The following is a 22,146-nucleotide window of genomic DNA, read 5'->3' on the forward strand; positions in this document are numbered from 1 at the left end:
ATCAGGCCCCTTTCGGTCGAAGGAATTCCGCAATGGCGTCGGAACCCGCGTTCAGGAAATCGGTGGCTGCGGCCACGGCGGCAGCCGGATTGTTCCGGGCAGGCAGGCTGATGCGGACAAAGGCAGCGCTGCGTTGCCCATGTCGCAGGGCATTGGCCACCTCCGCCACCTTGAGGCCTATTTCGCTGGACAGAATGCTGTCGCGCACCACGAACCAGTACAGAAAGAGCAGTTCCTCTTCGGCTTTGCCATAAAGGGCTTGGGCCACCTGTTCCTCTTTGCCGGCCAGTTTGACGGACCTTTGGCTGGTGGAGAGTTCGATCCATCCGCTGCCGGGCAGGCAATTTTTGGGGGAATGCACGGGGCCAGAGGCCTGGGCTGCGTCGTGGTAGCCTATATAGATGTCGATCCGCTCGCCGTTGGGGCCTTCGTAGCGGCGTGCCAGGTAGTCGGTGGGACGCAGGAAGGCAACGGTTTCGGGAGTGAAGTGTTCCTGGGCGATCATGCGCCAGTGCCCCAGTGTCGTCGGGAACTGGGAAAGCGGACGGGCCAAGGGAGCGGGGGTGTCGCGCCGCAGGCCGACGCAGGCGGCCGCCGACAGAAAAACCATGGCCAGGATCACGAAGCGTGACCAGGGGATCATGGGTAATGTTTCCTTATAAGATGATGCAGGCCGGCCAGCATGGCCACGGCCACGGCAAAGACCACAAGCCCGGCCGATTCGTGGAAAAACCCCTGGGCCGCCGCCGGGCCGTAGCTGTGCGCCAGCAGTCCGGTCGTCACCACGCGCACGATGTTGGCACTGATGGCGATGGGGAGGGCGGCAACGATCAAGATGGATCTGCCGACCGGAGATTTCATGAACATCAGTGAATAGGCCGTCGCCAGGGCAAGCAGGGATTCCAGCGAACGCAGGCCGCTGCAGGCTTCCACAACTTCAAGCGACAGGTTGGGCAAAAGGATAATGTTGCCTTCACGCAGTACAGGAACCTGCAAGATGCGCAGTATGGAGACCGAGACACTGCTGACCAGAAGTTTCAAGGGCATGGTGACGGCATTGATTACGATAGCCGGCAGCGGAATCATGAAGATAAGGTAGCAAAGTGGTGCAAGGAGCTTGCGCAATGCGTCGAGGCCAAGCCAGAACAGGATGCAGCCGGCCAGGGCAATGAGCAGGGAAACGCGCACGATATAGCGTTCTGAAGCCACGCCGCCGAGGAGCAGCATGATCATCGCCACAAGGGCCACCGCCAGTCCGACATTGGCCGGGGCGACCTGTGTCTCGGCTAGGCGCGCCTTTTGCATCCACATGAGATAGCAGGCCACCAGCGGCACGAAAAAACCGTGGGAGGCGTTGTCGTCGGTAAACCAGTCCATGACCATGGAACGGACTGGTGCCGCATAGGCAAAGCCCAGAGCCGCCGCCACGAGCAGGAACCCCGGCCATTGCTTTTTGAGCGCGTCGCCCAATGACAATGGAAGGGTTTGGCTATTGGCGGCCGGCTGCGGCATGACTCGTTGTCATCCTCGTTTTTATGCGATTGCAATGCATGGTATGCGTACGCAAGCCAGTTCAGACATTTTGCGACGGCCATGACGCTTTCTCTGGCACAGTGTTTGTGTCGCCTTTCTTTACATTAGACCCACCGAACAGGAATGGGGGGATCCCACAAACCGAGTAGGGATTTTCCCTAGTCTGATATTTTCTTTTGTGTTTCGGACAGTTGTTGGTCTCTTCTCGACATTTTTATCATGTTTAAATTGTTTGGCCCGATTTATGCTTTTAACGCATTGTGTTCCAGGCGTCAGATGCTGTGACTGAAAGGCTGGAAACGCTTGGCAGTGTGGCTCATAAACTGGAATAAAATCTGGATCAATTCTGTACAGAATGAAGAATAATGGGAGGAAGGGTAATGAAACGGTTGTTATTGCTGAGTATATCTTGCCTGCTACTGTTGGCTTCGTCTTTGCACGCGAGCATGATCACGGAGGATGAATCCACATTCGGTGACACTTTGGGCGATGCTTTCGTCATTAATACAGGCGATTTCTATTATGATTCTGATTTTACAAAAGAGACTTCTACGACCTGGGATACAGATATCCAAGGTAGTTACAGCGGGCGCAACTTTGATTATTTCCAGTTAGCCATAACCAGGGACACAAACGCATATTTTTCGCTCTCCAATAGTTCCCTGACTACGGCTCTCTGGAGAATGAAGTCTGATGGATCGTGGGAGAAGATCAACACCTACGGATTAAGCTTTGGATCGATGCTATCTACAGGCACGTATGTTCTTGGTATCGCCGGAAGCGGAGCCGGTGCGAACAATTCCGGGTTTAGCGGCGGCAGCAATAGCGGCGGGGCCTACAACCTCAACATCTCCCTGTCGCCTGTCGCCACCCCCGAGCCCTCGGCCTTCCTGCTGACGGGCCTGGGCCTGATCGGACTGTTCGGTGCCCGCAAGAAGTTCTCACGCAACCAGAAAGCCGCCTAATCGACTCGATTCGAAACCGCCCCGCGCTGCCGCGCGGGGCGGTTTTGTTTGGGGCCGACTGTAAGGTCTTCCGACAAGCGTGTCGGCAAAGTTTACATGAATCGACTGGACGGGAAGGTGATGCAGATGCCTAGTGCGACGCGCCCCCTGAAACGCTGTCTGGTGACCGGTTGCGCCGGAAACGTCGGCTCGAAGCTGACCCAGACCCTGTTGGACATGGGCCATGCCGTGGTCGGGGTGGATAGCTTCTTTTCCGGCCTGCCGGCAAACATGGAACCCTTCAAGGACCACGCCTTGTTTCGTTTCGAACGGCGTTCGATCACCGAACCGGAACTCATCGCCTCCCTCGGGGCCGTAAGCGGAAGGTTTGCGTGCGTGTTTCACTTGGCGGCCATCGTCAGCGTGCCCTGGTCCATGGAGCACCCCGAAGAGACCATGGCCGTCAATTGGGACGCAACCCGGGCCCTGCACCGGGAAGCCAGGGAACTTGGCATCCCCGCCTTTGTCTTTGCCGGTTCGGCCGCTGAATATGGCCGGCCTATTGCCGGGGCGGTGCAGGAGGATCAGGCCAGCGACCCCCAAAGTCCTTACGGCTGGTCAAAATATGTGTCCTCGCGGCATATCGAGGAATCGGGGTATGGCTGCTCCCTGCGCTTTTTCAATCTCTACGGACCGGCCCGCGGCAAGCCCGGCCCCTACGACGGGGTCGTGCGCCGATTCATGGCCCTGGCCTTGGACAACGCTCCTTTGACCATCCATGGGCAGGGACAACAGACCCGGGACTTTGTCTACGTCCACGACGCGGTGAAAGCCGTCGTGACGGCTTCGGGCCTGGGCAACGGCGGCGTGGGCCTGCAAGGGGTCTATAATGTCGGTACGGGGAGCTCTACGACCATCCGGGGGCTGGCTGACTTGACCATCGCCCTGAGTGGGGCTGATTGCGGCGTATGTCTGCAACCCAAGCGCGACGGTGATATCGAGCATTCCCTGGCCAATACGGACAAGTTTCATGCCGCGACGGGATTTCGCCCGTCCACACCCCTGTCCCAGGGACTCGGCCAGACGCTTGACTGGTTTCGCCAGCACCGCAGCGAAATCGCCTAGCCTCGCGTCTCTATGCAAATTATTGGCATCTGTTACGAGTAACGTCGTATTTCAGTCTATTGCCTTGCTTGTTGCATACACGAATTGCGTGGAGTCGATAGGAGGCAAGGTTGGATGAGAGAGCGTCGTCTTTGCGCTCTGGGCGAGGTGGGCGGAAGGCGCGGCGCGTTTGGGGGGGGGATTCGCCTCGGCGTTCCGGGTGGGCGGTGGCGCGGGCCAAATCTCGCGTCCTTAACGAAATACATCCGTATTTGTTAAGAGAATAAGGTGTTAAAGGTTATTGTTCACTTTAGTGTTGAGCCGTTTTGAGTGAACGCCAGGCTAGAGACGCCACTCCTCCAGGTCGAGCAGGCCGAGACGAGCGGCGCAGCGAACGATGTCGACGGTGTTGGCCAGACCGAGTTTCCGCATGATGTTGGCCCGGTGGTTGTCGACGGTTTTGGGGCTGATGTAGAGGCGTTCGGCAATGGCCCGGGCGGACAGCCCTTCGGCGAGCAGACGCATGATCTCCTGTTCCCGCTGGCTCAGTGTGCCATATTTGGCGTCGACCATGCTCTGGTTATGCTCGGCCTCGAGCAGTTTTTTCAAAACGTCCTGGGACATGGACGGATCGAGGTAGAATTCCCCGGCCAGGGCGCTCCGAATGCCTTCCACCAGGTTTTCGAGGGCGGATTCCTTGGTCACGTAACCGATGGCCCCGGCCTGAAAGGCCCGAACGACGTGTTCGGACTTGTGGTGCATGCTGACCATGAGCACGGGAAGGCGAGGGGCTTTTTTTGCGCAGTTCCGGCAGCAAGGCCAGTCCGCTCTTGTCAGGCAGGGAAATGTCGAGGATGACCAGGTCCGGTAAGACGGTCGCAACCAGTTGCAAGGCCTCGGCCGCTGTGCCTGCCTCGGCCGCAACCGACAGGTCCGGGGCATGCTGGATGAGGTGCTTGAGGCCCTCCCGGAACAAGGGGTGGTCGTCAACGAGAAGTATGCGCCACGTCATTGCAGTTGCCCCCCCCTCCGTACGGTATCTTTACCACCATGCTGGTCCCTGTCCCCGGGGTCGAATTGACGCGGACTTCTCCTCCCAGCAGTTTCGCCCTCTGGCGCATGCCCCACAACCCCAGTCCCTTTTCGCTTTTGGAAGCCGCCAGCATGCGTGCCACCTCAAAGCCCCTGCCGTTGTCCGCGACGTGCAGGATGACGTTGGGGTGGGAGGCGACGAGCCGGACCATGACCCTGGTGGCCATGGCATGCTTCTCGACGTTGCGCAGGGCTTCCTGGGCCAGGCGGTAGAGGTTGGTTTCGACCTCGAAACCCAGATGGATCCTGTCCAGACCGGCCGAGAGATAGTCTGTCTCGAAGCCGCATCGTTCCGTGTAATCGGTGCACAGCGCCGAGAGCGCCAGTGGCAGGCCCAACTGATCCAGGTCTGGAGGGCGCAGGGCATAGGTCATGTCCCTTACCGAGCGTATGGCCTTGTGCATGGCCCCGGTGAGATCCTCGCGCAAGGCGGCGATGCCTTGCCGGTCGGCAATATCCGGGTGCTGCAGGAACATCATGTTCAGTTCGAGCTTGACCGTCAAAAGGGCCTGCCCCACGACATCATGCAAGTCCTTGGCGATGCGTTGCCGTTCGACCTCATGAATGTGCAGGAGGTCGCGGTTGAAAAGGATGCATTGCTCGAGGTCCGTCATGGGCGAGTCGCCATCCTGGCGTTCGGGAGGCGCGGAGTGGTCGTCGGTCATGTGCGTGCCTGACTGCGTAGAGGTTGCCCAATATTTTTGCAGGTCCGGTTCTTGTCGTATCTGTTCCGTGCTCCATGGGTCCGCAAGGATCGGGCGGGATATAATGAAGCGGAAGTTGCGCTTGGTTGGCCGTGGAAGGCATGTTTGATTTGTAAAAATTGATATACTCAGGATTCATGGCGGGCATTATTGCCTTTTTACTCAGTATCCAGTTTTTGATGCTGCTTTGAATTCGTTTTTAAATATCGATTGCTATCGAAAGAGGGGAGCGGTGGCAAATCTCTTTTGTATTGGTGTCGGGAGTCTTGCATATTCTGATTGTTTTGTATAGGCCAAAGTAGTGTACGCTGGATTTTTTTGATGTCAATGGGTAATTAATGTTCTATATATGAATGATATAATTCGAATCGACTGGACTGGTCGAGTAGAGACAGTATGCGAACGCCAGGGGCAATAATGAATCTGATCGCCCAAGGACGTGCGAATGCTATTTGGTTGGTATGAAAAGAGGCTGTGAACAGGAGCCTTTGGCGCTACCGGTCAGTGAACTTGAAAATTGAGAGGGGTGCAGCTTTTTCTGCTCATGTGGATGTGGTCGAAAGAACTGCGGTTGGGCGCAGTGGCTTTCCCGTCTTCGGGAAGGTGCTGGCGAGTGCCTGTCTGGCCGTGGCATGCTGGAAGATGCCGGCGGTGTGGCTGCATCTGGCGCTGGTCGGGGACTGCGGTTTGGCCGTACGTTTTTTGTTGGTGCGGGACTATCCGGGGACAGGTCGACGCTCTGGCGTCGCTTCGGTGGTCATACACGCCGTGCCGGCTTTCTGTGACTGGGGCTGGCGAAACCTGTCGGTCATTTCTTGAATGGCATTGTACCTGGTTTGATGTGGCGGCTTGCCAACGTTGTGGAGGGGTTCGCGTGCTTTTCGCCGCCATGGCCTTGTTGCGGAAGTTGTTCAGGCTGGCAGATGCAGCCGGCCTTGATGAGTTCGGACAGCACCGCTTCCGCGGTTATGGGCTTGGGAACAAAGCCGGATACGCCGTGCTTCAAAAGTTCAGACGGCATGTTGCCAAGGTTGCCACTGACCATGAGTAACAGCAATGTTTCTGAATTGCTGTTGTAACGCAGTCTCTTGATTGTATTTTGTGTGTTTATAAAGAGCGGCCGTGTGGAAATGTTGCCGTCAATGAGAATGATTGAAAAAGGAATGTCCTGAGACATTTTTATGGCATCTGCGGAATTGTAGACTGAATGAACACGATAGCCCAGCTTTTTCATTTCGCGTGTCGCATAATAATTATTGAACATGTTGTCTTCAAGTATCAATGCTTCCATCGTATTCCCATGGCGCCCGAGAGGTGCCACCCTCACGTGATGTCATCGAGAGGCAATATTGCCATTGTCGATGATGCCCAGCATTTTGCTTGAAATGCGGCCATGAGGCGATAGGGAAAAACCATATTGGCAGTGGGGAATTCTCCTATTGAGCGGGCTGGGGGCCAATCACCGTGAGTTGGGGTGCGGGCGGGGGATTCCAACCGGTATGACGGTATTATCAGGGCTTGGCCCGTGGAACCAAAACCGGGGGGGACGCCGTACACTCTCCGTCGTGTTGGTCGCGTGGTCGGATTGGACTGCGCCTGGGGAGGAGCGCCGCCTGCGGCGATTCCCGGCTAGAGGCCGCGCAGCGGGATGGTCCGGTCGTCCTGGGTGAGCCAGCGCCCGGTCCGGTGGTCCCATGTCCGCACCACGATCTTGTCGTCGCACAGATAGAGGTTGTTGCTCCAGACCGTAGGCCGATTCATGTCCGCAGTGTGCACGTTGAGCACCCGGCCCAGGTACCAGTTGCGCGGCGCGTTAAAGTTCGGGTTCGTGGGCGGGGTATGGGTGTGGCCGCTCACCCAAAGGAGCACCTGGGGATTTGCCTCCAGAATGGACCGGATGCGGTCCACCGGTTGGGCCACGTAGTTCGGCCTGTCGGCGTGCCTGTTGTAGTGGTCCAGAGTGCCGGACAAGGGGGCGTGGAAAAAGACCAGGGTGGGCCGCGTACGGTTGGCCTGCAGGGTTTTCGTCAGCCAGGAGAGCTGGGCCGGGGACATTTCGGTCAGGAACTCGCCGTCCGTTTCATCCGGGGAGCAGAACACAAGCAGGTACTTGCCCATGTCTTTGGTGAAGGAGAGATCCTTCTGGCCAAATGTCTCCTGGTAGCGGGCGAGCTTGTTTCGCCTGAGGCCGGGCGAGGCCCGGCGCAGGCGGCCGTCTGGATCGGACGCATCTTCGTACATGAATTCATGGTTGCCGGCCACCAGGGCCTGGGGTTTGTGGATGGCTTCCACAAATTTCCGGGCTACAGCGTACTCTTCGGGGCTGCCGGAGCGGTGGACGATGTCGCCCACCACGGCCACGAGTTCAACATCCGGCCAGGAATTGATGTCGCGCACGGCAGCGAGCTTTTGGTCGGGCGGGGTGGGGCGTCCTGTGGCATCCGGCTGTGGAGGGGCTGCATAATGGGGGTCGGCCAGAACGACCAGACGTCGGCAGGAAGGCACAGGAGGGCCGGCCCAGACGAAGGGGGCCACGGCCAGGGCCAGAATGGTCCCCAGGGCGGCGCGGCGGGTGATTGGTGCCGCATGTGTGCCGATCCTGGGTTCGGTACTGCGGTGTGGGCCGGCGCCAGCGTCGTTCATGTTCAAATTCCCCATCAAAGAGCAGCCATTAACCGGAGATGGGTTACATCCGTTGGCTGTTGGTCCACTTGGCCAAGGCCCGTGGTGTTGAAGGCCTGATCCGTTGTATCACGCGAAGCATCCATAACGGTAACGCGCAGGGCCGAGGCATCCTGTTGGCAAGGGCAGGCAACAAGATGCCGAGCATCAAGGGCCAAGCGAGGAGACGATGCGCGGGTGTTGGCGGGGATGACACGATATGCCGTAAACCACGTCAACGCTTCGAGCATGGTTTCCCTCCAAAAGAACAGATATTTTCCCAATATGTTGAACTCGGACAAGCCTGTCAATGCGCTGCCGCCTGTGCCCGACTATTGACTGACCCTTTGGGGGCAACATAACATCCGCCTTATCATTTTCACTCGGTGGACAGCCTGGAGCGCGCATCGCTACTGGAAATGGGTGGTACCAGTATTTATGGATATGTAGAATTGATTGGAAACACCAAGGGGAGGAAAGACTGGTTGTCCTGTGATCTGTTCTTGTTTGCATTTCCTTGATATTTATTAGGGAGGTTGTACCTGCCGCATGAGCCGACAGGTTTTCTCGACGCTCCTGAGGCGGCCAGAATTGTTGTTGCAGCCAGACGCGCGCGAAATATCTGCTGGAGCCCAAGAGGGCCGTAATGACGGGCATGAACGCATCTTGCCCGCACTGATTCATGCTCCGGCCCTTGCATCATCCCTGCTGCGCTTCTTTCTTGTTACGCGGTCGCCTGCCCCAGGTTCCCGTTGACCCGTTCACGGCCTTCGGATATCAATTAATACTCGTTTTTATCATACTTTTTCCGGGCTGGAGGCTTTCGTGAAGCTGGCCGTAGCTGGAAAAGGCGGCGTGGGAAAGACGACGCTCGCCGCCTGGATAGGCGATTACCTGGCCCGCTGCGGCCGGGAAACCTGGCTGGTCGACGCGGACACGGCCCTCTCGCTCGGTTCGGCTCTTGGCTTGCCGCCCGAGAGCATTCCGCCTCCCCTCGTTCTGGACGAAAGCCTCATCCGGGAACGGGTCGGCAATGGGTTTATCAACCTGAGCCCTGAGGTGTCCGATCTTCCGGAACGCCTGCGGGTGTGCCTCGGAAACCTCAATCTTCTGGTGATGGGCTCGGTGGCAGGAGCCGGCGGCGGGTGCGCCTGCGAAGCCAATGCCTTGCTCAAGGCGCTTCTGGTCCATCTGCTTTTGGAACGAAGCCAATGCCTCATCGTCGACCTCGAAGCCGGCGTCGAACATCTGGGGCGGGGCACCGTGGCCGCTGTGGACGGTCTGATTATCGTTGCCGAGCCGAGTTGGCGAAGCCTTGCTGTGGCCGCCCAGATCGCCGGCATGGCGGCCGACCTGGGTCTGGTCCGTCAGGCCCTGGTCCTCAACCGGGCTCCGGAAGGGACGCTTCTGCCCGACATCCCCGGCCTTCCTCCCCTGGCAACGTCCATTCCGCTTCTCTCGAGCTTGTCTGAACGCCAACTCGCCTCTCCTTGTGTGTTGCACCTGTCCCAGCGCGACATCGTCGACCGGGGCTGTCGCGCCATCCTGAACGCCATGACCGACCAGGCGGCATCCGACGGGTGGTGCGCGCCTCAATCCCAACCGCTGAGGTGACCCATGCGCTACGTTGTCGTCGGTTTGCACGCAGCCGGTCGCAGCGCCTGCCAGTGGCTTCGCAAGGTCAGTCAATCCGCCGAGATCATCGGCGTGGACCCCTCACCCCTGCCCGTGTATTCCCGCCCGCTCATCAGCTACGTCCTGGCCGGGGAAATGGACCAGCCGGGCATGTATGTGGCCGATGACGGCTTCTGGAACCGCCTGGGCGTCTCGGTCCTTGCGGACAAGGCCGTCAGCCTCGATGCCGGTCGCGGTCTGCTCCTCCTGGAATCGGGCAGGGAACTGGCCTACGACCGACTGCTGCTGGCCTGCGGCGCGCGGCCCCGCCCGGTAGAGTCCGCCGGGAATGCGGCCGGCGAGGTTTGCTGCTTCAGGGGCAGGCGCGATCTGGACAGGGTTCTGGCCCGGGTTCGACCGGGCGGGATGGCTGCGGTCCTTGGCGGCGGGCTGGTCGGTTTCAAGCTCACGATGGGGCTCCTCAAGCGCGGCATGCAGGTGGCGCTGCTTGTGACCTCGCCCCGTCCGCTGTCGCTCAACGTCGATGCCCATGTGGGCGAGTGGGTGGGGGAGCGCCTTAAAAACACGCCGGGCGTGACCCTTTTGACCAGCACCTCGGTGGCGTCCATCGACAAGGGGACCGGCCGGCCGCTTCGGCTCACCCTGGACTCGGGCGCGACCCTGGATGTGGATCTGGTCGCGGCCGGCAAGGGGGTGCTGCCGAATACGCAGTGGCTGGCAGACAGCGGCCTGGAGTGCGATTACGGCGTGCTTGCGGACGCTTCCCTGCGGACGTCCGACGAGCGGGTGTATGTCGCGGGCGATTTGGCCCAGGCCCCGGATATCGTGCACGGCGATCGCCGCACCAATGCCATCTGGCCGGTTGCGGTGGAGCAGGGGCGGGTGGCCGCGCTCAATATGGCCGGCCTCAAGGCGGGCTACGCCGGGAGTCTGGCCATGAACGCCATTCCGGTCTTCGGCTCGCGCATGATCTCGGTCGGGCTGGTCAACCCCTCCCTGACCCGGGGCTGCGACTTTGTGGATGTCGGCACGCCACGCGGCTCCTATCTCAAGCTGGTCTTTCGCGAGGATCGTCTGGTCGGCGCGGTGGGACTGGACGCTCCCCCCCGGCTGGGGGAACTGGCCTTTGCCGTCAAACGCGGGCTTCGCCGCCGGGACATCCCGGCCGGCTGGCTGTCCAACGTCCAAAACGCCGCGCCCCTGGCCGCACCCGGCGGCGCTCTGGCCGGAAACGCTCGTTTCGGTTGAGTTGCGGCCGCCGCCCAGGCGGCCTGTCCGATCCGCAAGGAGGAACTATGCTCAAAAAAACCGTCATCGTCCGGCCCGAACTGTGTGTGGGCTGCATGCAGTGCATGGTCCGATGCGCGCAGGCTCATTCCCAGTCCAAATCACTGGCCTCGGCCATCCGTGAGGAAATCCTGGCCAAACCGCGCATTCATCTTGGCGTGGGGCCGGAAAAAAAACCCTTCCCCAACAAGTGCCGCCACTGCGAACCCGCCCCGTGTCAGGAAGCCTGCATGCCCTGGGCGATTCGCGACGATATCGCCGAGGGCCTTAAAATCGTGGACCCGACGCGGTGTATCGGTTGCGGCATGTGCGCCATGGCCTGCCCGTACTACGTCATCCGTTTCTATAAAGACGCAAACGCGCCGGAACGTCCGAGCGTGGCCGTCAAGTGCGACGGATGCCATGAGCGCGTTGCGGCAGGGGCGGTCCCGGCCTGTGTTGCGGCCTGCAAGACAGGGGCGCTCACGTTTGACGAGGTGAACCTGTATCTCAAGCAAGGCACGAACCGACTGGCCAACGCCGTTTACGGCGTCAAGGCCTGATCCCGCCGGAGGAACCATGGGCAAGAGAGATTTGAGCGAATACTCCATCTGCAAGGACGCCCAGGCAATGATCGCCAAGGCCCGGGAGGACGGGGTCGAGACCGTCTGGGATCGCCTGCGGGAACAAGAGCCCCACTGCGGCTTTTGTGAACTCGGCCTGTCGTGCCGCAACTGCATCATGGGTCCCTGTCGCATCGACCCCTTCGGCAACGGTCCGCAACGCGGGGTCTGCGGCGCCGACGCCGACGTCGTGGTGGCCCGCAACTTCGGCCGCATGGTGGCTGCGGGGGCGGCAGCCCATTCGGACCACGGCCGCGACCTGATTGAGACGTTGCTCGCTGTTGGCGAGGGAAAAACCGCCGACTACGGCATCCGCGACGAGGCCAAGCTGCGCCGCATAGCCGAGGAGGTCGGCCTGTCGGTTGCCGGCAAGGATGCCAAGGCTGTGGCGCTGGAACTGGCTGAACAGTTTTTTAACGACTTCGGCTGCCGGCGCGGTTCGATCTCCTTTATCGGCCGGGTTCCGGCCAAACGCCGCGAGCTCTGGGAGAAAGTGGGCATCACCCCGCGCGGCGTCGACCGGGACGTGGTCGAGATGCTGCACCGCACCCACATGGGCGTGGACAACGACGCGGTGAACCTGTGCCTGCACGCCGCCAGGCTCTCGCTGGCCGACGGTTGGGCCGGGTCCATGATTGCCACCGAAGTCTCGGACATACTGTTCGGGACGCCGACGCCCAGGATGTCCAAGGTCAATCTCGGCGTCCTCAAGGCCGATCAGGTCAACATCCTGGTCCACGGCCACAGCCCCATCGTCTCGGAGATGATCCTGGCCGCCGTGCATGATCCGGCCCTGCTGGCCAAGGCCAAGGCGGCCGGAGCCCGGGGCATCAATCTGGCCGGCCTGTGCTGCACCGGCAACGAACTCCTCATGCGCCAGGGCATCCCCATGGCCGGCAACCATCTCATGACCGAACTGGCCCTGGTCACCGGGGCGGTGGAAGTGGTGGTGGTTGACTACCAGTGCATCATGCCAAGCCTCGTGACCGTGGCCGGCTGCTATCACAGCCGCATCGTCACCACCTCGCCCAAGGCCAAGTTCACCGGGGCGACCCACATCGAGTTCGATGTGCAAAACGCCCGGCAAAAAGCCGTGGAAGTGGTGGAACTGGCCATCGAACGTTTCACGGTGCGCGATGCGGGCCGGGTGGAGATCCCGGTCGAACCGGTGGAGGTCATGACCGGCTTTTCCAACGAAGCCGTGCTCGCCGCCCTGGGCGGCACGGCCGCGCCACTGATCGATGCCATCAAGGCCGGCAAGATTCGCGGGGCTGTCGGCATTGTCGGCTGCAACAACCCGAAGGTGAAGCAGGACTTTCAAAATTCCAATCTGATCCGGGAGTGCATCAAGCGCGACCTGCTGGTCCTGGTCACCGGCTGCGTCACCGTGTCCGCCGGCAAGCAGGGCCTTTTAATGCCGGCCGCCGCCGATCTGGCCGGTCCGGGCCTGTCCGAAGTCTGCAAGGCCCTGGGGATACCGCCGGTCCTGCATGTGGGCAGTTGCGTGGACAACTCCAGAATCATGCAGTTGTGCGGCATGTTGGCTACCGCTCTTGGCGTGGACATTTCGGATCTGCCGGTGGCTGCGGCCGCGCCGGAATGGTATTCGGAAAAAGCCGCCACCATTGGCCTGTACGCGGTGGCCAGCGGCATTTTTACCGTCCTCGGGCTGGCTCCGCCGATTCTCGGCAGCAAGCTCGTCACCGATCTGGCCGTTTCGGGGCTGGAGGGTGTTGTGGGGGCGAGTTTTGCCGTGGAGGGCGACCCGGTCAAGGCTGCGGAGCTCATCGATGCCCGCATCCGCGCCAAGAGAACGGCCCTGGGCCTTACGCCCTAAGCGGCGGGAGCTCGCCCCGTCGCACCGATGGCCGGTTTCGGGCAGGGCTGTCTGCCCGCCTGGACACAGCGGCCCACAGGCAGTTCCCAGGCAAGAGGCCCCGCATCAGCGGGGTCTCTTGCTATCGGGTATTTCCAGAGGCACGTGTCGCCATCGGGGCAGGGAGCGGGGGCATGACGTGCTCTTCGCAGCGGCCCTGGCGCAGGGCCGCGATGAAGTCCTGGCGGCAGTGTACCGGCGTGTGGAGGCGGGTGGCCATCCGGCCCAGTTCGTCCAGGCTGTGGGCATCGCTGCCGCCCAGGCCGACGACCTTCCGGCGTCGGACCAGGGCAAGGGCCTGTTCGTTGGCCGCAGCCGGGTTGCGGCCGTTGACCGCCTCGACCAGCCGGCAGGCGTTGGATGTGAGAACACTCTCCACAACGGTCCGCCCCGGCCGAAAGGGATGGGCGGCAACGGCCGCGCCTGCACCCAGATCGACAAGCGCAAGCAGGTCTTGGGCAGCAAGGCCCGGGGGCAGATGCTCAAACGGCCCGAAAACGAGAAAGTCGCCCTGGGGCGTTGTGTATTCCATGCCCACAATCACGCACAGTCCATCAGCCTGCATCCCCTCGCGGACACGACTGCCCACAGCCATGGTCCCGTGATCCGTGATGCACACGCCGTCCAGGCCTCGACGCCGGGAGTGATTGAGGATATCAGAAAGTGCAAGATGGCTGCATGGAGAGATGTCGCTGTGCACGTGAATATCGAAGAGCATAACATGATTTTTAGAGGAAAGTCCGCGGTGTGACCAATACTGTTTTCCGATGCATCGTCCCGCGCCTGATAGGAATTGCCTATTTACACTGTAACTGTGCAGCATGGCAGGTCCTATGCCCAGCAAATGCATATTGATCGTGCTCGACGGCCTTGGCGACCGGAGTTACGAGGCCCTGGGGGGCAGGACGCCGCTTGAGGCCGCCCGGACGCCGACCCTGGACCGCATGGCCCGCGAAGGGGCCAACGGCCTGTTCCACGCCGGACTTCTCGGGCAGGCCCTGCCGAGCGAAAACGCCCATTTCGCCATGTTCGGCTTTCCTGCCGCGGAATTTCCAGGCCGAGGGGCCATTGAGGCCCTTGGCGCCGGCGTCGATCTCAAGCCCGGGCAGGTTGCGGTCCTGGCCCATTTCGTGTCGGCGGCAAATGACGCCGGGCGGCTGCGGGTGGTGCGGGACAAGGCCGGGCCGGCCGATGCCCAGGAGATTGCCGCCCTGCTTGAGGCGGTGAGCCTGTTTGAGGCCCAGGGCGTTGCCATCCGGCTGCACCACACCAACGGCCTCTTCGGCGTGCTGTCGCTTGCCGGCGAAGTTTCGCCGCACGTAACCGATTCCAATCCCATGCGTGACGGCGTCTTCGCCTCCAGCATTCTCCCCCTGGACGCGGCCGGCGCAGACCCGGAGGAACTGATCCGGGCCAGACGTACGGCCCAGGCCCTGACGCACTACCTCGGATGGGTGCACCGCCGGCTTGAAGCCCATCCGCTCAAGGTAAAGCGCTTGGAGCAAGGACTCCCGGTCATAAATGGCCTGGTGACCCAACGGGCCGGGCAGCTGAAACCCGTCATTGCCTTTAGCGAGCGCTTCGGCCTGCGCGGCGCATCCATTGCCTCGGGAGTCCTGTTCCATGGGTTGGCGCGGCTGCTGGGCCTGACGCCCATACCTGTGGCCGATACGGCCGATCCCGGCCGTGACCTTGCCGGGCGTTTGCTCCTGGCGCATCAGGCTTTGCAGGATTTCGACTTCATCCACGTCCATACCAAGGCTCCGGATGAGGCGGCCCATCGCAAGGACCCGCTGGGCAAAAAAGCGGTCATCGAGTTGCTGGATCAGGGGCTGGCCAAGGGGTTGGAGCCTTTCTGGGACGATCCGGAAGTGCTGCTCATCGTGACGGCGGACCACTCCACGCCAAGCGCCGGGCCGCTTATCCATTCGGGAGAGGCCGTGCCGCTTGTCATGCGCGGTCGGGGCCAGCGGATCGACGGCGTGGCCTGCTTCGACGAAGTCTCGGCCGCAGCCGGCTGTCTGGGGCAGGTCCGTGGCCCGGAACTCATGCTGCTGGTGCTAAACGGCCTGGAGCTGGCCAAGCTCCAGGGCGTGATGGACACCCCGGCAGACCGGCCGTACTGGCCCGGACCGTATGCGCCTTTTGTCCTGCCGCCGCCTGAACCTGAGGGGCCGGGTCCCCAAGGAGAGGCGCCATGAGCGAAAAAGTGGCCCAGGCCGTGATTCATGGCCGGTTTCAGGTGCTGCACAACGATCATCTCAAGTACCTGCTGGCGGGCAAGGCCCTGTGCGACCGGCTGGTGGTCGGCGTCACCAACCCCGACCCGAGCCACACCCGGCATGATCCGGCCGACCCGTTGCGCAGCCTGGAGAGCTCCAATCCGCTGACCTATTTCGAGCGGGCCCAACTGCTGCACGCGGTCCTGGCCGAGGCCGGCCTTGGGCCGGAGGAATTTTTCGTTGTGCCTTTTCCCATCAATCTGCCGGAACTGTATCGCCACTACGTTCCGATGGATGCGCTGTTTTTGTTGACCATTTACGACGAGTGGGGACGGCGCAAGCTCGGGCGGTTTCAAAGCCTGGGGCTGCGTACGCGCGTCCTGTGGGAGGTCCCGCCCGAGGACAAGGGCCTAAGCGCCACGGCCATTCGCCGCCGGATGGTTGCGGGCGAACCTTGGGAGGCTTTGGTCCCGCCGGCGGCGGCCCGGCTGCTGCGGGACTGGCGGGTGCCCGAGCGCCTGGCCGGGCAGGTCGGCGATGCCGTCAGGCTGTCGGGTTGAGCCGCCAGGCGGACTGGCCGCCGCCTTGGCACGCTTGTGGGTTGAGCCTTGCGCCGATGCCGCCGGGGCCGGCCGCGGAGGACCGTCCCCGGCGCAGCGCGTCAGGTCAGCGCCAGGACGTAAACCACTGATCCCGCAGGGCCTCCTCGGGCAGCAGCCAGACCGAGCGGTGGGCCGCGACCAGGGCGGCCGGGTCCTCGAGCAGGGCTGATTTTTCCGCCCGCGTCAGCCCCTGCGGCCCAAGGCGCACGGCCTTGTCCACAAGTTCCTGACGAACGGCCGCGTCTCCCCTGGAGGCCCGCGAGGGCCGGCCAAGCAGGCCAAGCCGGCGGCTGCAGGCCGCCGGATCGACCACGGCCAGGGCCACGCCGTGCTCCCGGGGGATGCCCAGCGGCCGGGAAGCCAGGGCGTTTCGTTCATGGAGGGCCGCCATCTCCGAGAGTTCGCGCGGCGTCTCCACTTCTTCAGGGATAAGCAGCAGCCCGAGGGTTTTGAGCCACCGCCCAAGGCCGGGCAGGCTGGTCACCACGGACAGGGGAATGGCCAGGAGCAACGGCCCGAAAATCGGGCACACCCACCAGAAGAACTCCCGGTTGTACAGATAGAGCGTGCCGGCCCACAGGGCGGCCAGCAGCGTGCCGCCAAGGTGGAAGCGCACCGCGTCGGACCAGGCCGTGGAGCGGTCGTCGCGCACTTGGCGCCCCCAGCCGGTCTCCCGGCCAAGCAGGGTGATGCTGACGAATTTGCTGTGAAAGAGCATCCGCACCGGAGCCAAAAGCGACGAGACGACCACCTCGATGACCATACTGGAAGCAAGTCTCCAGAATCCGCCGAAAAGCCGGCCGCGGCCTTTGACCAGGACCAGGAAGGCGGCAAACACCTTGGGCAGAAAGAGCAGCACGCCGGTGGTGGCCAACAGGCTTAAGGCCCACCATGGCTCCCAGATCGGCCACTCGGGAAAAAGCGTGCGCGTCGGTGGAAAATAGGTGGGCGGGGTCAGGGACTCGATGATGGCCTCGGCCGTGGACACGGCCAGAAACAGGAACCAGAGCAGGGCCGAGCCGTAGGCCATGACGCCGTTTAAAAAAAGGGCCCGGTGGACCGGAATGAAGCCGCGGGTGAAGACCAGCCGCAAGTGCTGCATGTTGCCCTTGCACCAGCGCCGGTCCCGGGCCAGTTCGGCCAGCAGGTTGGGCGGTGCTTCCTCGTAGCTCCCGGGCAGGTCATAGGCCAGCCAGACACTCCAGCCGGCCCGGCGCATGAGCGCGGTCTCGACGAAATCGTGGCTGGAAATCTCGCCGCCCAGGGGCGGCTTGCCGGACAGCCGGGGCAGGGCGCAGTGGCGCATGAAGGGCCGGATGCGGATCAGCGCATTGTGCCCCCAGAACTGGGCGTCGCCCAGAAGCCAGAAGCTGAGGCCGGCAGAGAACATGGGGCCGTAGAGGTGGCTGGCGAACTGCTGCAGTCTGGCCAGAAAGGTCTCGCGTCCGACAATGGCCGGGACCGACTGCAGGATGCCCACCTCCCGCCGGGCTTCCATGACGGCCACCATGCGGGCGATGGTTTCGCCGCTCATGACGCTGTCGGCGTCCATGACCAGCATATAGACGTAGTTGGCCCCGAAGCGGCGGCAAAAGTCCGCGATATTGCCGCTTTTCATCTTGGTGTTGACCCGGCGGCGGCGGTAGAAGATGCGGTCCTGCCCGTCCAGCCGCTCGCGCAGGCCGGCCCAGGCCGCCTCTTCTTCGGCCCAGGCTTCCGGGTCCCGGGTGTCGCTTAAGATGAAGAAGTCGTATTGGCCGATGTCGGCGTCGCGCGCAAGCGACCGGTAGACGGCTTCCATGCCGGCCGTGACCCGGTCCATATCCTCACCGTAGACCGGGAAGACAATGGCCGTGCGCGCATCCGGCCGGACCGGGGCATCCGACGGCTGGGGCCGGGTGATGGCAAAACGGTCAAAGCGCAGGAGCAGGGTGAAAAAACCGACCATGGCCGTCCAGAAGCCGACGGAGATCCAGGCAAAGAGCATGGCGAAAACCACCAGCAGGACTTTCTCCAGGGCCGTGCCGCCTTCGTGGGGCAGAACCGAGGCCATGCGCAGGACGGCAAAGGCTGTCGGCACAAAGATGAGCAAGGCCAGGACCAGACGGCGACGGCCGGCCACCGTGCTCCAGGTCTGCGCCCTGTTCTCCTTTGGAGCCGTGGAGGGTTTGGGAGGCTGTCCCTCTTCAGGCGGTGGCGTTCCCACGGCCTTGGCCACAGCCTTGCGCCAGACCCGAAGGCCCATGGATTCCGGGGCCATGGGCGTGCGCAACAGGGGCGGGGTGGGGCGCAGGCCGGGATCGGGGCGCGGGGTATCCAGGCGCGCCATCAGATCGGCCATGGCCTGCCGGGTGGCCAGGGCAGTATCGTTTTCCCCCGGTGGGAGCCGGCCGATGGTGTCGAGGGCCGTCTTGAGCCGCGTCGCCTCCGGCAGGGGCAACCGGCGCAAATAGGCCATAAGCCGCGCGCCAAGCCCATCGAGCCAGGGTTTTTCCCGGTCGGGCTTGGACTGGGAATCCGCAGCCCGGCTCATGATTTCCCCGGGGTTACAGCGTAGCTCCAGGTCTCGCTGACGCTTTTGTCGTCAAATTTCAAAAACGCCCGCAACTCGATGGGGCCGCGTTTTTCCGGCAGGATGCCCTGCAGGGTGGAGCCGCCCTCGAAACCAATGGCAAAAGTCAGGCGGTAGCCGCCGGTCACAGGATTTCGAAAGCACTGTTGCGACAGCAGGGTGGCTCCAGGACCGACGCTGACGACCGCTTCGGCCTTGGCGTCAGGCTTGAGGGCGGGCAGCTTGTCGCCCATGAAATCCACGACGAAAAACCGGCTGTTCTTGTCCGGCTGCGACGAGCGGGTGGCTGCGGTCCGCACTCCGGGCGGCAGGTCGGCCGGCGTTTTCAGCCAGCGCATCCGGTAATCAAAACGAAGCGCCGTTCCGGGCGCGACCGCCACCTTGGGGCTGAAATAGGCCACGACATTGTCATGGATTTCCTGCTCGGACGGGATCAGCACCATCTCCACCCGGCCCGGCCCCCAGTCGCCGCGGGGCTCGATCCAAAGGCTTGGGCGGTTTTCATAGCGCGCTTCGGTGTCCTGGTAGTCGGCAAACTCCGTGTCGCGCTGCAGCAGGCCAAACCCCTTGAGATTGTCCGCCTCGAAGCTGTTGACCAAAAGCGTGGCCGGATTCTGGGCCGGTCGCCACAGCCATTCGCCATTGGCGAAATGGACCAGCAGGCCGTCGGAGTCGTGGACCTCGGGACGCCAGTCCATGCGGCTTCCCGGCAGGGAGTTCTCGCCGTACAGGAACATGCTGGTCAGCGGCGCAATGCCGAGCTTTTTGATCGGGGTTCGCGGGTAGATGCGGGAGGTGACGTCCATGACGGTTTCCCGGCCCGGGACAATCGTGAAGGCGTAGGCCCCGGTCAGGCTGTCGCTGTCCAGGAGGGCGTAGATGGTCAGGCCCTTGGCGGCTTTGCCGGCAGCCGGCTTGACAATCCAGAATTCGCGAAACCAGGGAAATTCTTCACCTTCTGGCTCGGCGGTATTGATGGCCAGTCCCCGGGCCGACAGGCCGTAGGCCTGTCCCTTGGCCACGGCCCGAAAATAGGACGCTCCCAGGAACACGGTGAATTCATCGAGGTAGCTGGCCGTATTGATGGCACTATGGATGCGAAAGCCGGCAGCCCCGATTTCCGTGGGCAGTTGATCGGCCAGATCCTTGACCTGGCTGTAGTCGAACATGGCCTTGGTCACGGCCAGGGGTTCGACCTTGTCGCCGTCAATGACATGCAGTTTGACCGTGCGGTCGTACAAAAAACCCGGATGGAAAAATTGCAGCTCATACGGGGACTTCCCCTTCCCGAAAAAGGCGTTGTCCGGCCTGAAGCGGATTTTCCGCCAAGTGTCGTAATCAAGCTTGTGCAGCGCTTCCGGTATGGCGGGCGCAGGCTTGAAGGGAGTCGTGGCCAGTTCCTTGGCCGCCTGCTCGACATTTTCAAAGGTGAAGGGTTTTCCCGCAGCCAGGGCGGCCGCAGCCGGGAAAAGGGTCGACATCAAGAGGGTTGCGGCAACCAACGCCCCGACACTCTTGTAGAAATTAATAGGAAAAATACGTTTCACTGGGTCTGCTCCGCTCTTCATGACTGTTTGTGTCCTTTCTTCATGGCGCGCGTCCGGGATCTGCTTTCCCATGGCGCTCTTTGGGCAATACACGGCAGCCTGGCGGCCCACTTTCCGGGCCGGCCAGACAACCTGATCAATAGGGCGTCTGCGCGAGCATGACAACGAAAGTTTGTCTGAGCCCATAAACCGGTACTCCGGCCTTGCGGCAACGAGGGGCTACGGCGTTTTTGAGGGGTCTGGCCCGGCCCGGTGAGACAGCCCTGGCATCCCGGACAGGTTCGCGATAGGGTCGGCCAAAAGGATCAAGGAGAGGCTCATGATCACGCATATCGTTATGTGGACCCTCAAAGACACGGCCGAGGGCCGGGACAAGGCCGACAATGCGGCGGAAATGAAGGCCCGGCTCCTGGCGCTGCCGGCCAAACTGCCGCTCGTTTTGGACATGCGGGTGGCCGAAGGCCAGGATATTTTCGCTTCCGTGCCGGCCACGGACCTCGTGCTCTATACCACGTTTAAGACCAAGGAAGACCTCAACGCCTACGCCACCCACCCTTTGCACATGGAAGTGGTCGAATTCGTCAAGAAGGTGGTGGCCGAACGCCGGGTCGTGGATTTCGAGTCCTAGGTCCGGCCGGACCGTCCCGCGAGAGGCGCGTGGCGCAAGGACGGGCCGGGACCGCCCGGCGTGTCGCCGCGCTCCGGTCGGGGCAAGGCGGCCGGCCAGACAGAGAGGGGCCAGGGTCCGGCGTGACCCCTGGCCCTTTTGTTATGTCGCTGGCGCGACTTGCGGGCAGTCCGCGAGTCCCGGCCGCAAACATCCGGCACAGACCAAATGGGCGGCTGGAAGGCGGGATGGGGCACGTTTGCAACGCCCCGGGAGCCAGGGGCCGCCCGGCCGTCAGGCCGGGAAGAGATTGTTGATCTTGCAGGCGGCGCAGGCCGCACCAAAACCGTTGTCGATATTGACCACCGTCACCCCGCTGGCGCAGGAAGTGAGCATCCCGAGCAGGGCCGAGAGCCCGCCCAGGGAGGCGCCGTAGCCAATCGAGGTGGGCACAGCCACAATGGGCTGGGACACCAGCCCGCCGATGACGCTGGCCAGCGCCCCTTCCATGCCGGCCACCACGATGATCACCCGGGCCCGGCGAATGGCATCGAGCCGGTCCAGGAGCCGGTGGATGCCGGCCACGCCCACGTCGGACACGACAAAGGCCCGGCTGCCGAGCATCCGGCAGGTCACTCGCGCCTCCTCGGCTACGGGCAGGTCGGAGGTCCCGGCGGTGACAATGGCGATCTCCCCCTCCCGATACGTGATCTCGCCCTGGACAAGGGTCAGGGTGCGGCCAAGGGCGTCATAGTCGGCCTCGGGGCAGACCGACTGCACATGCCCGGCCATTTCCGGCGAAACGCGGGTGGCCAGGACGTTTGCGTGCTCACGCATGTGCAGGAATATTTCGCCCACCTGCTGCGGCGTCTTGCCCTCGCCGTAGATCACCTCGGGGAAGCCGTTTCGAAGCGAGCGATGCAGGTCGATGATGCTGTGGCCCAGGTCCAGGCTGGGAAAGTCGCGCAACCGCTCCATGCCCTGGTCCACGTCCAGGCTGCCGTCCCGGATGGCGGTCAGCAACTGCTTCAAGGTCTCTTGCGTGTCCATGCTCTTCTCTTTATCCGCGCCGAGGCGGCGTGTCCCTTAAAAAATACGGCGGTATTTTTTAAGAAATAATTTTGTATTTCAAGCGATTGTCTTGCTTGTCTGCGTCCA

Annotated in this window: 19 protein-coding genes and 1 pseudogene; 9 read left to right on the top strand and 11 right to left on the bottom strand. The window is 62.3% G+C overall.

The window, feature by feature from the left end:
- Position 1: 1 nt before the first annotated feature.
- Both DVDV_RS05610 and DVDV_RS05615 read right to left on the bottom strand, forming a co-directional pair.
- Entirely contained in the window at positions 2 to 643 is a 642-nt protein-coding gene (locus DVDV_RS05610) for an exosortase C-terminal domain/associated protein EpsI (RefSeq protein WP_075353732.1), read from the bottom strand.
- Positions 640 to 1,512 (bottom strand): exosortase/archaeosortase family protein, encoded by an 873-nt coding sequence (locus DVDV_RS05615; protein WP_139311537.1) that lies wholly within the window; start codon positions 1,510 to 1,512, stop codon positions 640 to 642. Before DVDV_RS05615 ends, DVDV_RS05610 begins: the two co-directional genes overlap by 4 nt.
- 401 nt (positions 1,513 to 1,913) lie before the next feature.
- Here DVDV_RS05615 and DVDV_RS05620 point away from each other — a divergent pair, with 401 nt between their 5' ends.
- On the top strand, positions 1,914 to 2,498 hold the full coding sequence (locus DVDV_RS05620) for a PEP-CTERM sorting domain-containing protein (protein ID WP_075353733.1): 585 nt from the start codon (positions 1,914 to 1,916) through the stop codon (positions 2,496 to 2,498).
- A gap of 126 nt (positions 2,499 to 2,624) precedes the next feature.
- Positions 2,625 to 3,602: an NAD-dependent epimerase/dehydratase family protein gene (locus DVDV_RS05625; protein ID WP_075353756.1), complete on the top strand. Its 978-nt coding sequence runs from the start codon at positions 2,625 to 2,627 to the stop codon at positions 3,600 to 3,602.
- Between the two features lie 321 nt (positions 3,603 to 3,923).
- On the opposite strand, the gene DVDV_RS23230 is transcribed toward DVDV_RS05625, so the two are convergent.
- From DVDV_RS23230 to DVDV_RS05645, 5 genes and pseudogenes are all read right to left on the bottom strand, one after another.
- Positions 3,924 to 4,352 carry a response regulator transcription factor gene (locus tag DVDV_RS23230; RefSeq protein ID WP_254845271.1) on the bottom strand — a complete coding sequence of 143 codons (429 nt, stop codon included), beginning with the start codon at positions 4,350 to 4,352 and terminating at the stop codon, positions 3,924 to 3,926.
- 70 nt (positions 4,353 to 4,422) lie between these two features.
- Positions 4,423 to 4,593 (bottom strand): annotated as a pseudogene (locus DVDV_RS23235) (response regulator transcription factor); the annotation flags it as partial.
- Entirely contained in the window at positions 4,568 to 5,338 is a 771-nt protein-coding gene (locus DVDV_RS05635; RefSeq protein ID WP_075353734.1) for a sensor histidine kinase, read from the bottom strand. The gene DVDV_RS05635 and the pseudogene DVDV_RS23235, both read right to left, overlap by 26 nt.
- An 847-nt stretch (positions 5,339 to 6,185) precedes the next feature.
- A complete protein-coding gene (locus DVDV_RS05640; RefSeq protein ID WP_083634655.1) occupies positions 6,186 to 6,668 on the bottom strand; it encodes a response regulator in 483 nt (160 codons plus the stop codon).
- A 338-nt stretch (positions 6,669 to 7,006) separates the two neighbouring features.
- Positions 7,007 to 8,020 (bottom strand): metallophosphoesterase, encoded by a 1,014-nt coding sequence (locus DVDV_RS05645; protein ID WP_175577066.1) that lies wholly within the window; start codon positions 8,018 to 8,020, stop codon positions 7,007 to 7,009.
- Positions 8,021 to 8,863: 843 nt separating this feature from the next.
- Between DVDV_RS05645 and DVDV_RS05655 the strand changes: the two genes are divergently transcribed.
- The 4 genes from DVDV_RS05655 to cooS are packed head-to-tail and all read left to right on the top strand — an operon-like array spanning position 8,864 to position 13,399.
- Entirely contained in the window at positions 8,864 to 9,652 is a 789-nt protein-coding gene (locus DVDV_RS05655) for an ArsA-related P-loop ATPase (RefSeq protein WP_075353737.1), read from the top strand.
- 3 nt (positions 9,653 to 9,655) lie between these two features.
- On the top strand, positions 9,656 to 10,921 hold the full coding sequence (locus DVDV_RS05660; RefSeq protein ID WP_075353738.1) for an NAD(P)/FAD-dependent oxidoreductase: 1,266 nt from the start codon (positions 9,656 to 9,658) through the stop codon (positions 10,919 to 10,921).
- A gap of 47 nt (positions 10,922 to 10,968) precedes the next feature.
- Positions 10,969 to 11,502, top strand: a complete 534-nt coding sequence (locus DVDV_RS05665; protein WP_075353739.1) for a 4Fe-4S dicluster domain-containing protein — start codon at positions 10,969 to 10,971, stop codon at positions 11,500 to 11,502.
- Positions 11,503 to 11,518: 16 nt separating this feature from the next.
- A complete protein-coding gene (gene cooS, locus DVDV_RS05670; protein WP_075353740.1) occupies positions 11,519 to 13,399 on the top strand; it encodes an anaerobic carbon-monoxide dehydrogenase catalytic subunit in 1,881 nt (626 codons plus the stop codon).
- Between the two features lie 121 nt (positions 13,400 to 13,520).
- On the opposite strand, the gene DVDV_RS05675 is transcribed toward cooS, so the two are convergent.
- The gene (locus DVDV_RS05675; protein WP_075353741.1) at positions 13,521 to 14,156 is read right to left on the bottom strand and encodes a PHP domain-containing protein; all 636 of its coding nucleotides are present in this window, start codon (positions 14,154 to 14,156) and stop codon (positions 13,521 to 13,523) included.
- Positions 14,157 to 14,271: 115 nt separating this feature from the next.
- On the opposite strand from DVDV_RS05675, the gene DVDV_RS05680 reads away from it, so the two are divergent.
- Both DVDV_RS05680 and DVDV_RS05685 read left to right on the top strand, forming a co-directional pair.
- A complete protein-coding gene (locus DVDV_RS05680) occupies positions 14,272 to 15,639 on the top strand; it encodes an alkaline phosphatase family protein (RefSeq protein WP_075353742.1) in 1,368 nt (455 codons plus the stop codon).
- Entirely contained in the window at positions 15,636 to 16,220 is a 585-nt protein-coding gene (locus DVDV_RS05685; RefSeq protein ID WP_075353743.1) for a nicotinate-nucleotide adenylyltransferase, read from the top strand. Before DVDV_RS05680 ends, DVDV_RS05685 begins: the two co-directional genes overlap by 4 nt.
- 106 nt (positions 16,221 to 16,326) lie before the next feature.
- Here the strand turns inward: DVDV_RS05685 and mdoH are convergent, their stop codons facing one another.
- Both mdoH and DVDV_RS05695 read right to left on the bottom strand, forming a co-directional pair.
- Complete coding sequence (mdoH, locus tag DVDV_RS05690) at positions 16,327 to 18,795, bottom strand: glucans biosynthesis glucosyltransferase MdoH (RefSeq protein WP_175577067.1); 2,469 nt, start codon at positions 18,793 to 18,795, stop codon at positions 16,327 to 16,329.
- On the bottom strand, positions 18,792 to 20,381 hold the full coding sequence (locus DVDV_RS05695; protein WP_254845270.1) for a glucan biosynthesis protein: 1,590 nt from the start codon (positions 20,379 to 20,381) through the stop codon (positions 18,792 to 18,794). Before DVDV_RS05695 ends, mdoH begins: the two co-directional genes overlap by 4 nt.
- Positions 20,382 to 20,700: 319 nt before the next feature.
- Here DVDV_RS05695 and DVDV_RS05700 point away from each other — a divergent pair, with 319 nt between their 5' ends.
- On the top strand, positions 20,701 to 21,009 hold the full coding sequence (locus tag DVDV_RS05700) for a Dabb family protein (RefSeq protein WP_075353745.1): 309 nt from the start codon (positions 20,701 to 20,703) through the stop codon (positions 21,007 to 21,009).
- 273 nt (positions 21,010 to 21,282) lie between these two features.
- Here the strand turns inward: DVDV_RS05700 and larB are convergent, their stop codons facing one another.
- Positions 21,283 to 22,038, bottom strand: coding sequence for a nickel pincer cofactor biosynthesis protein LarB (larB, locus tag DVDV_RS05705; RefSeq protein ID WP_075353746.1), 756 nt, complete (start codon positions 22,036 to 22,038; stop codon positions 21,283 to 21,285).
- Between the last annotated feature and the right edge of the window lie 108 nt (positions 22,039 to 22,146).

This window comes from Desulfovibrio sp. DV (genome assembly GCF_001936595.1).
Lineage (GTDB): Bacteria > Desulfobacterota > Desulfovibrionia > Desulfovibrionales > Desulfovibrionaceae > Solidesulfovibrio.

Bases quoted from the DNA above. Each gene is read 5' to 3' on its own strand.
- DVDV_RS05700 (WP_075353745.1), top strand. From the start codon at position 20,701: ATGATCACGCATATCGTTATGTGGACCCTCAAAGACACGGCCGAGGGC.
- mdoH (WP_175577067.1), bottom strand. From the start codon at position 18,795: ATGAGCCGGGCTGCGGATTCCCAGTCCAAGCCCGACCGGGAAAAACCC.
- DVDV_RS05640 (WP_083634655.1), bottom strand. From the start codon at position 6,668: ATGGAAGCATTGATACTTGAAGACAACATGTTCAATAATTATTATGCG.
- DVDV_RS05610 (WP_075353732.1), bottom strand. From the start codon at position 643: ATGATCCCCTGGTCACGCTTCGTGATCCTGGCCATGGTTTTTCTGTCG.
- DVDV_RS05660 (WP_075353738.1), top strand. From the start codon at position 9,656: ATGCGCTACGTTGTCGTCGGTTTGCACGCAGCCGGTCGCAGCGCCTGC.
- DVDV_RS05625 (WP_075353756.1), top strand. From the start codon at position 2,625: ATGCCTAGTGCGACGCGCCCCCTGAAACGCTGTCTGGTGACCGGTTGC.
- cooS (WP_075353740.1), top strand. From the start codon at position 11,519: ATGGGCAAGAGAGATTTGAGCGAATACTCCATCTGCAAGGACGCCCAG.
- DVDV_RS05645 (WP_175577066.1), bottom strand. From the start codon at position 8,020: ATGAACGACGCTGGCGCCGGCCCACACCGCAGTACCGAACCCAGGATC.
- DVDV_RS05675 (WP_075353741.1), bottom strand. From the start codon at position 14,156: ATGCTCTTCGATATTCACGTGCACAGCGACATCTCTCCATGCAGCCAT.
- DVDV_RS05685 (WP_075353743.1), top strand. From the start codon at position 15,636: ATGAGCGAAAAAGTGGCCCAGGCCGTGATTCATGGCCGGTTTCAGGTG.
- DVDV_RS23230 (WP_254845271.1), bottom strand. From the start codon at position 4,352: ATGGTCAGCATGCACCACAAGTCCGAACACGTCGTTCGGGCCTTTCAG.
- DVDV_RS05665 (WP_075353739.1), top strand. From the start codon at position 10,969: ATGCTCAAAAAAACCGTCATCGTCCGGCCCGAACTGTGTGTGGGCTGC.
- DVDV_RS05635 (WP_075353734.1), bottom strand. From the start codon at position 5,338: ATGACCGACGACCACTCCGCGCCTCCCGAACGCCAGGATGGCGACTCG.
- DVDV_RS05680 (WP_075353742.1), top strand. From the start codon at position 14,272: ATGCCCAGCAAATGCATATTGATCGTGCTCGACGGCCTTGGCGACCGG.
- DVDV_RS05620 (WP_075353733.1), top strand. From the start codon at position 1,914: ATGAAACGGTTGTTATTGCTGAGTATATCTTGCCTGCTACTGTTGGCT.
- DVDV_RS05615 (WP_139311537.1), bottom strand. From the start codon at position 1,512: ATGCCGCAGCCGGCCGCCAATAGCCAAACCCTTCCATTGTCATTGGGC.
- larB (WP_075353746.1), bottom strand. From the start codon at position 22,038: ATGGACACGCAAGAGACCTTGAAGCAGTTGCTGACCGCCATCCGGGAC.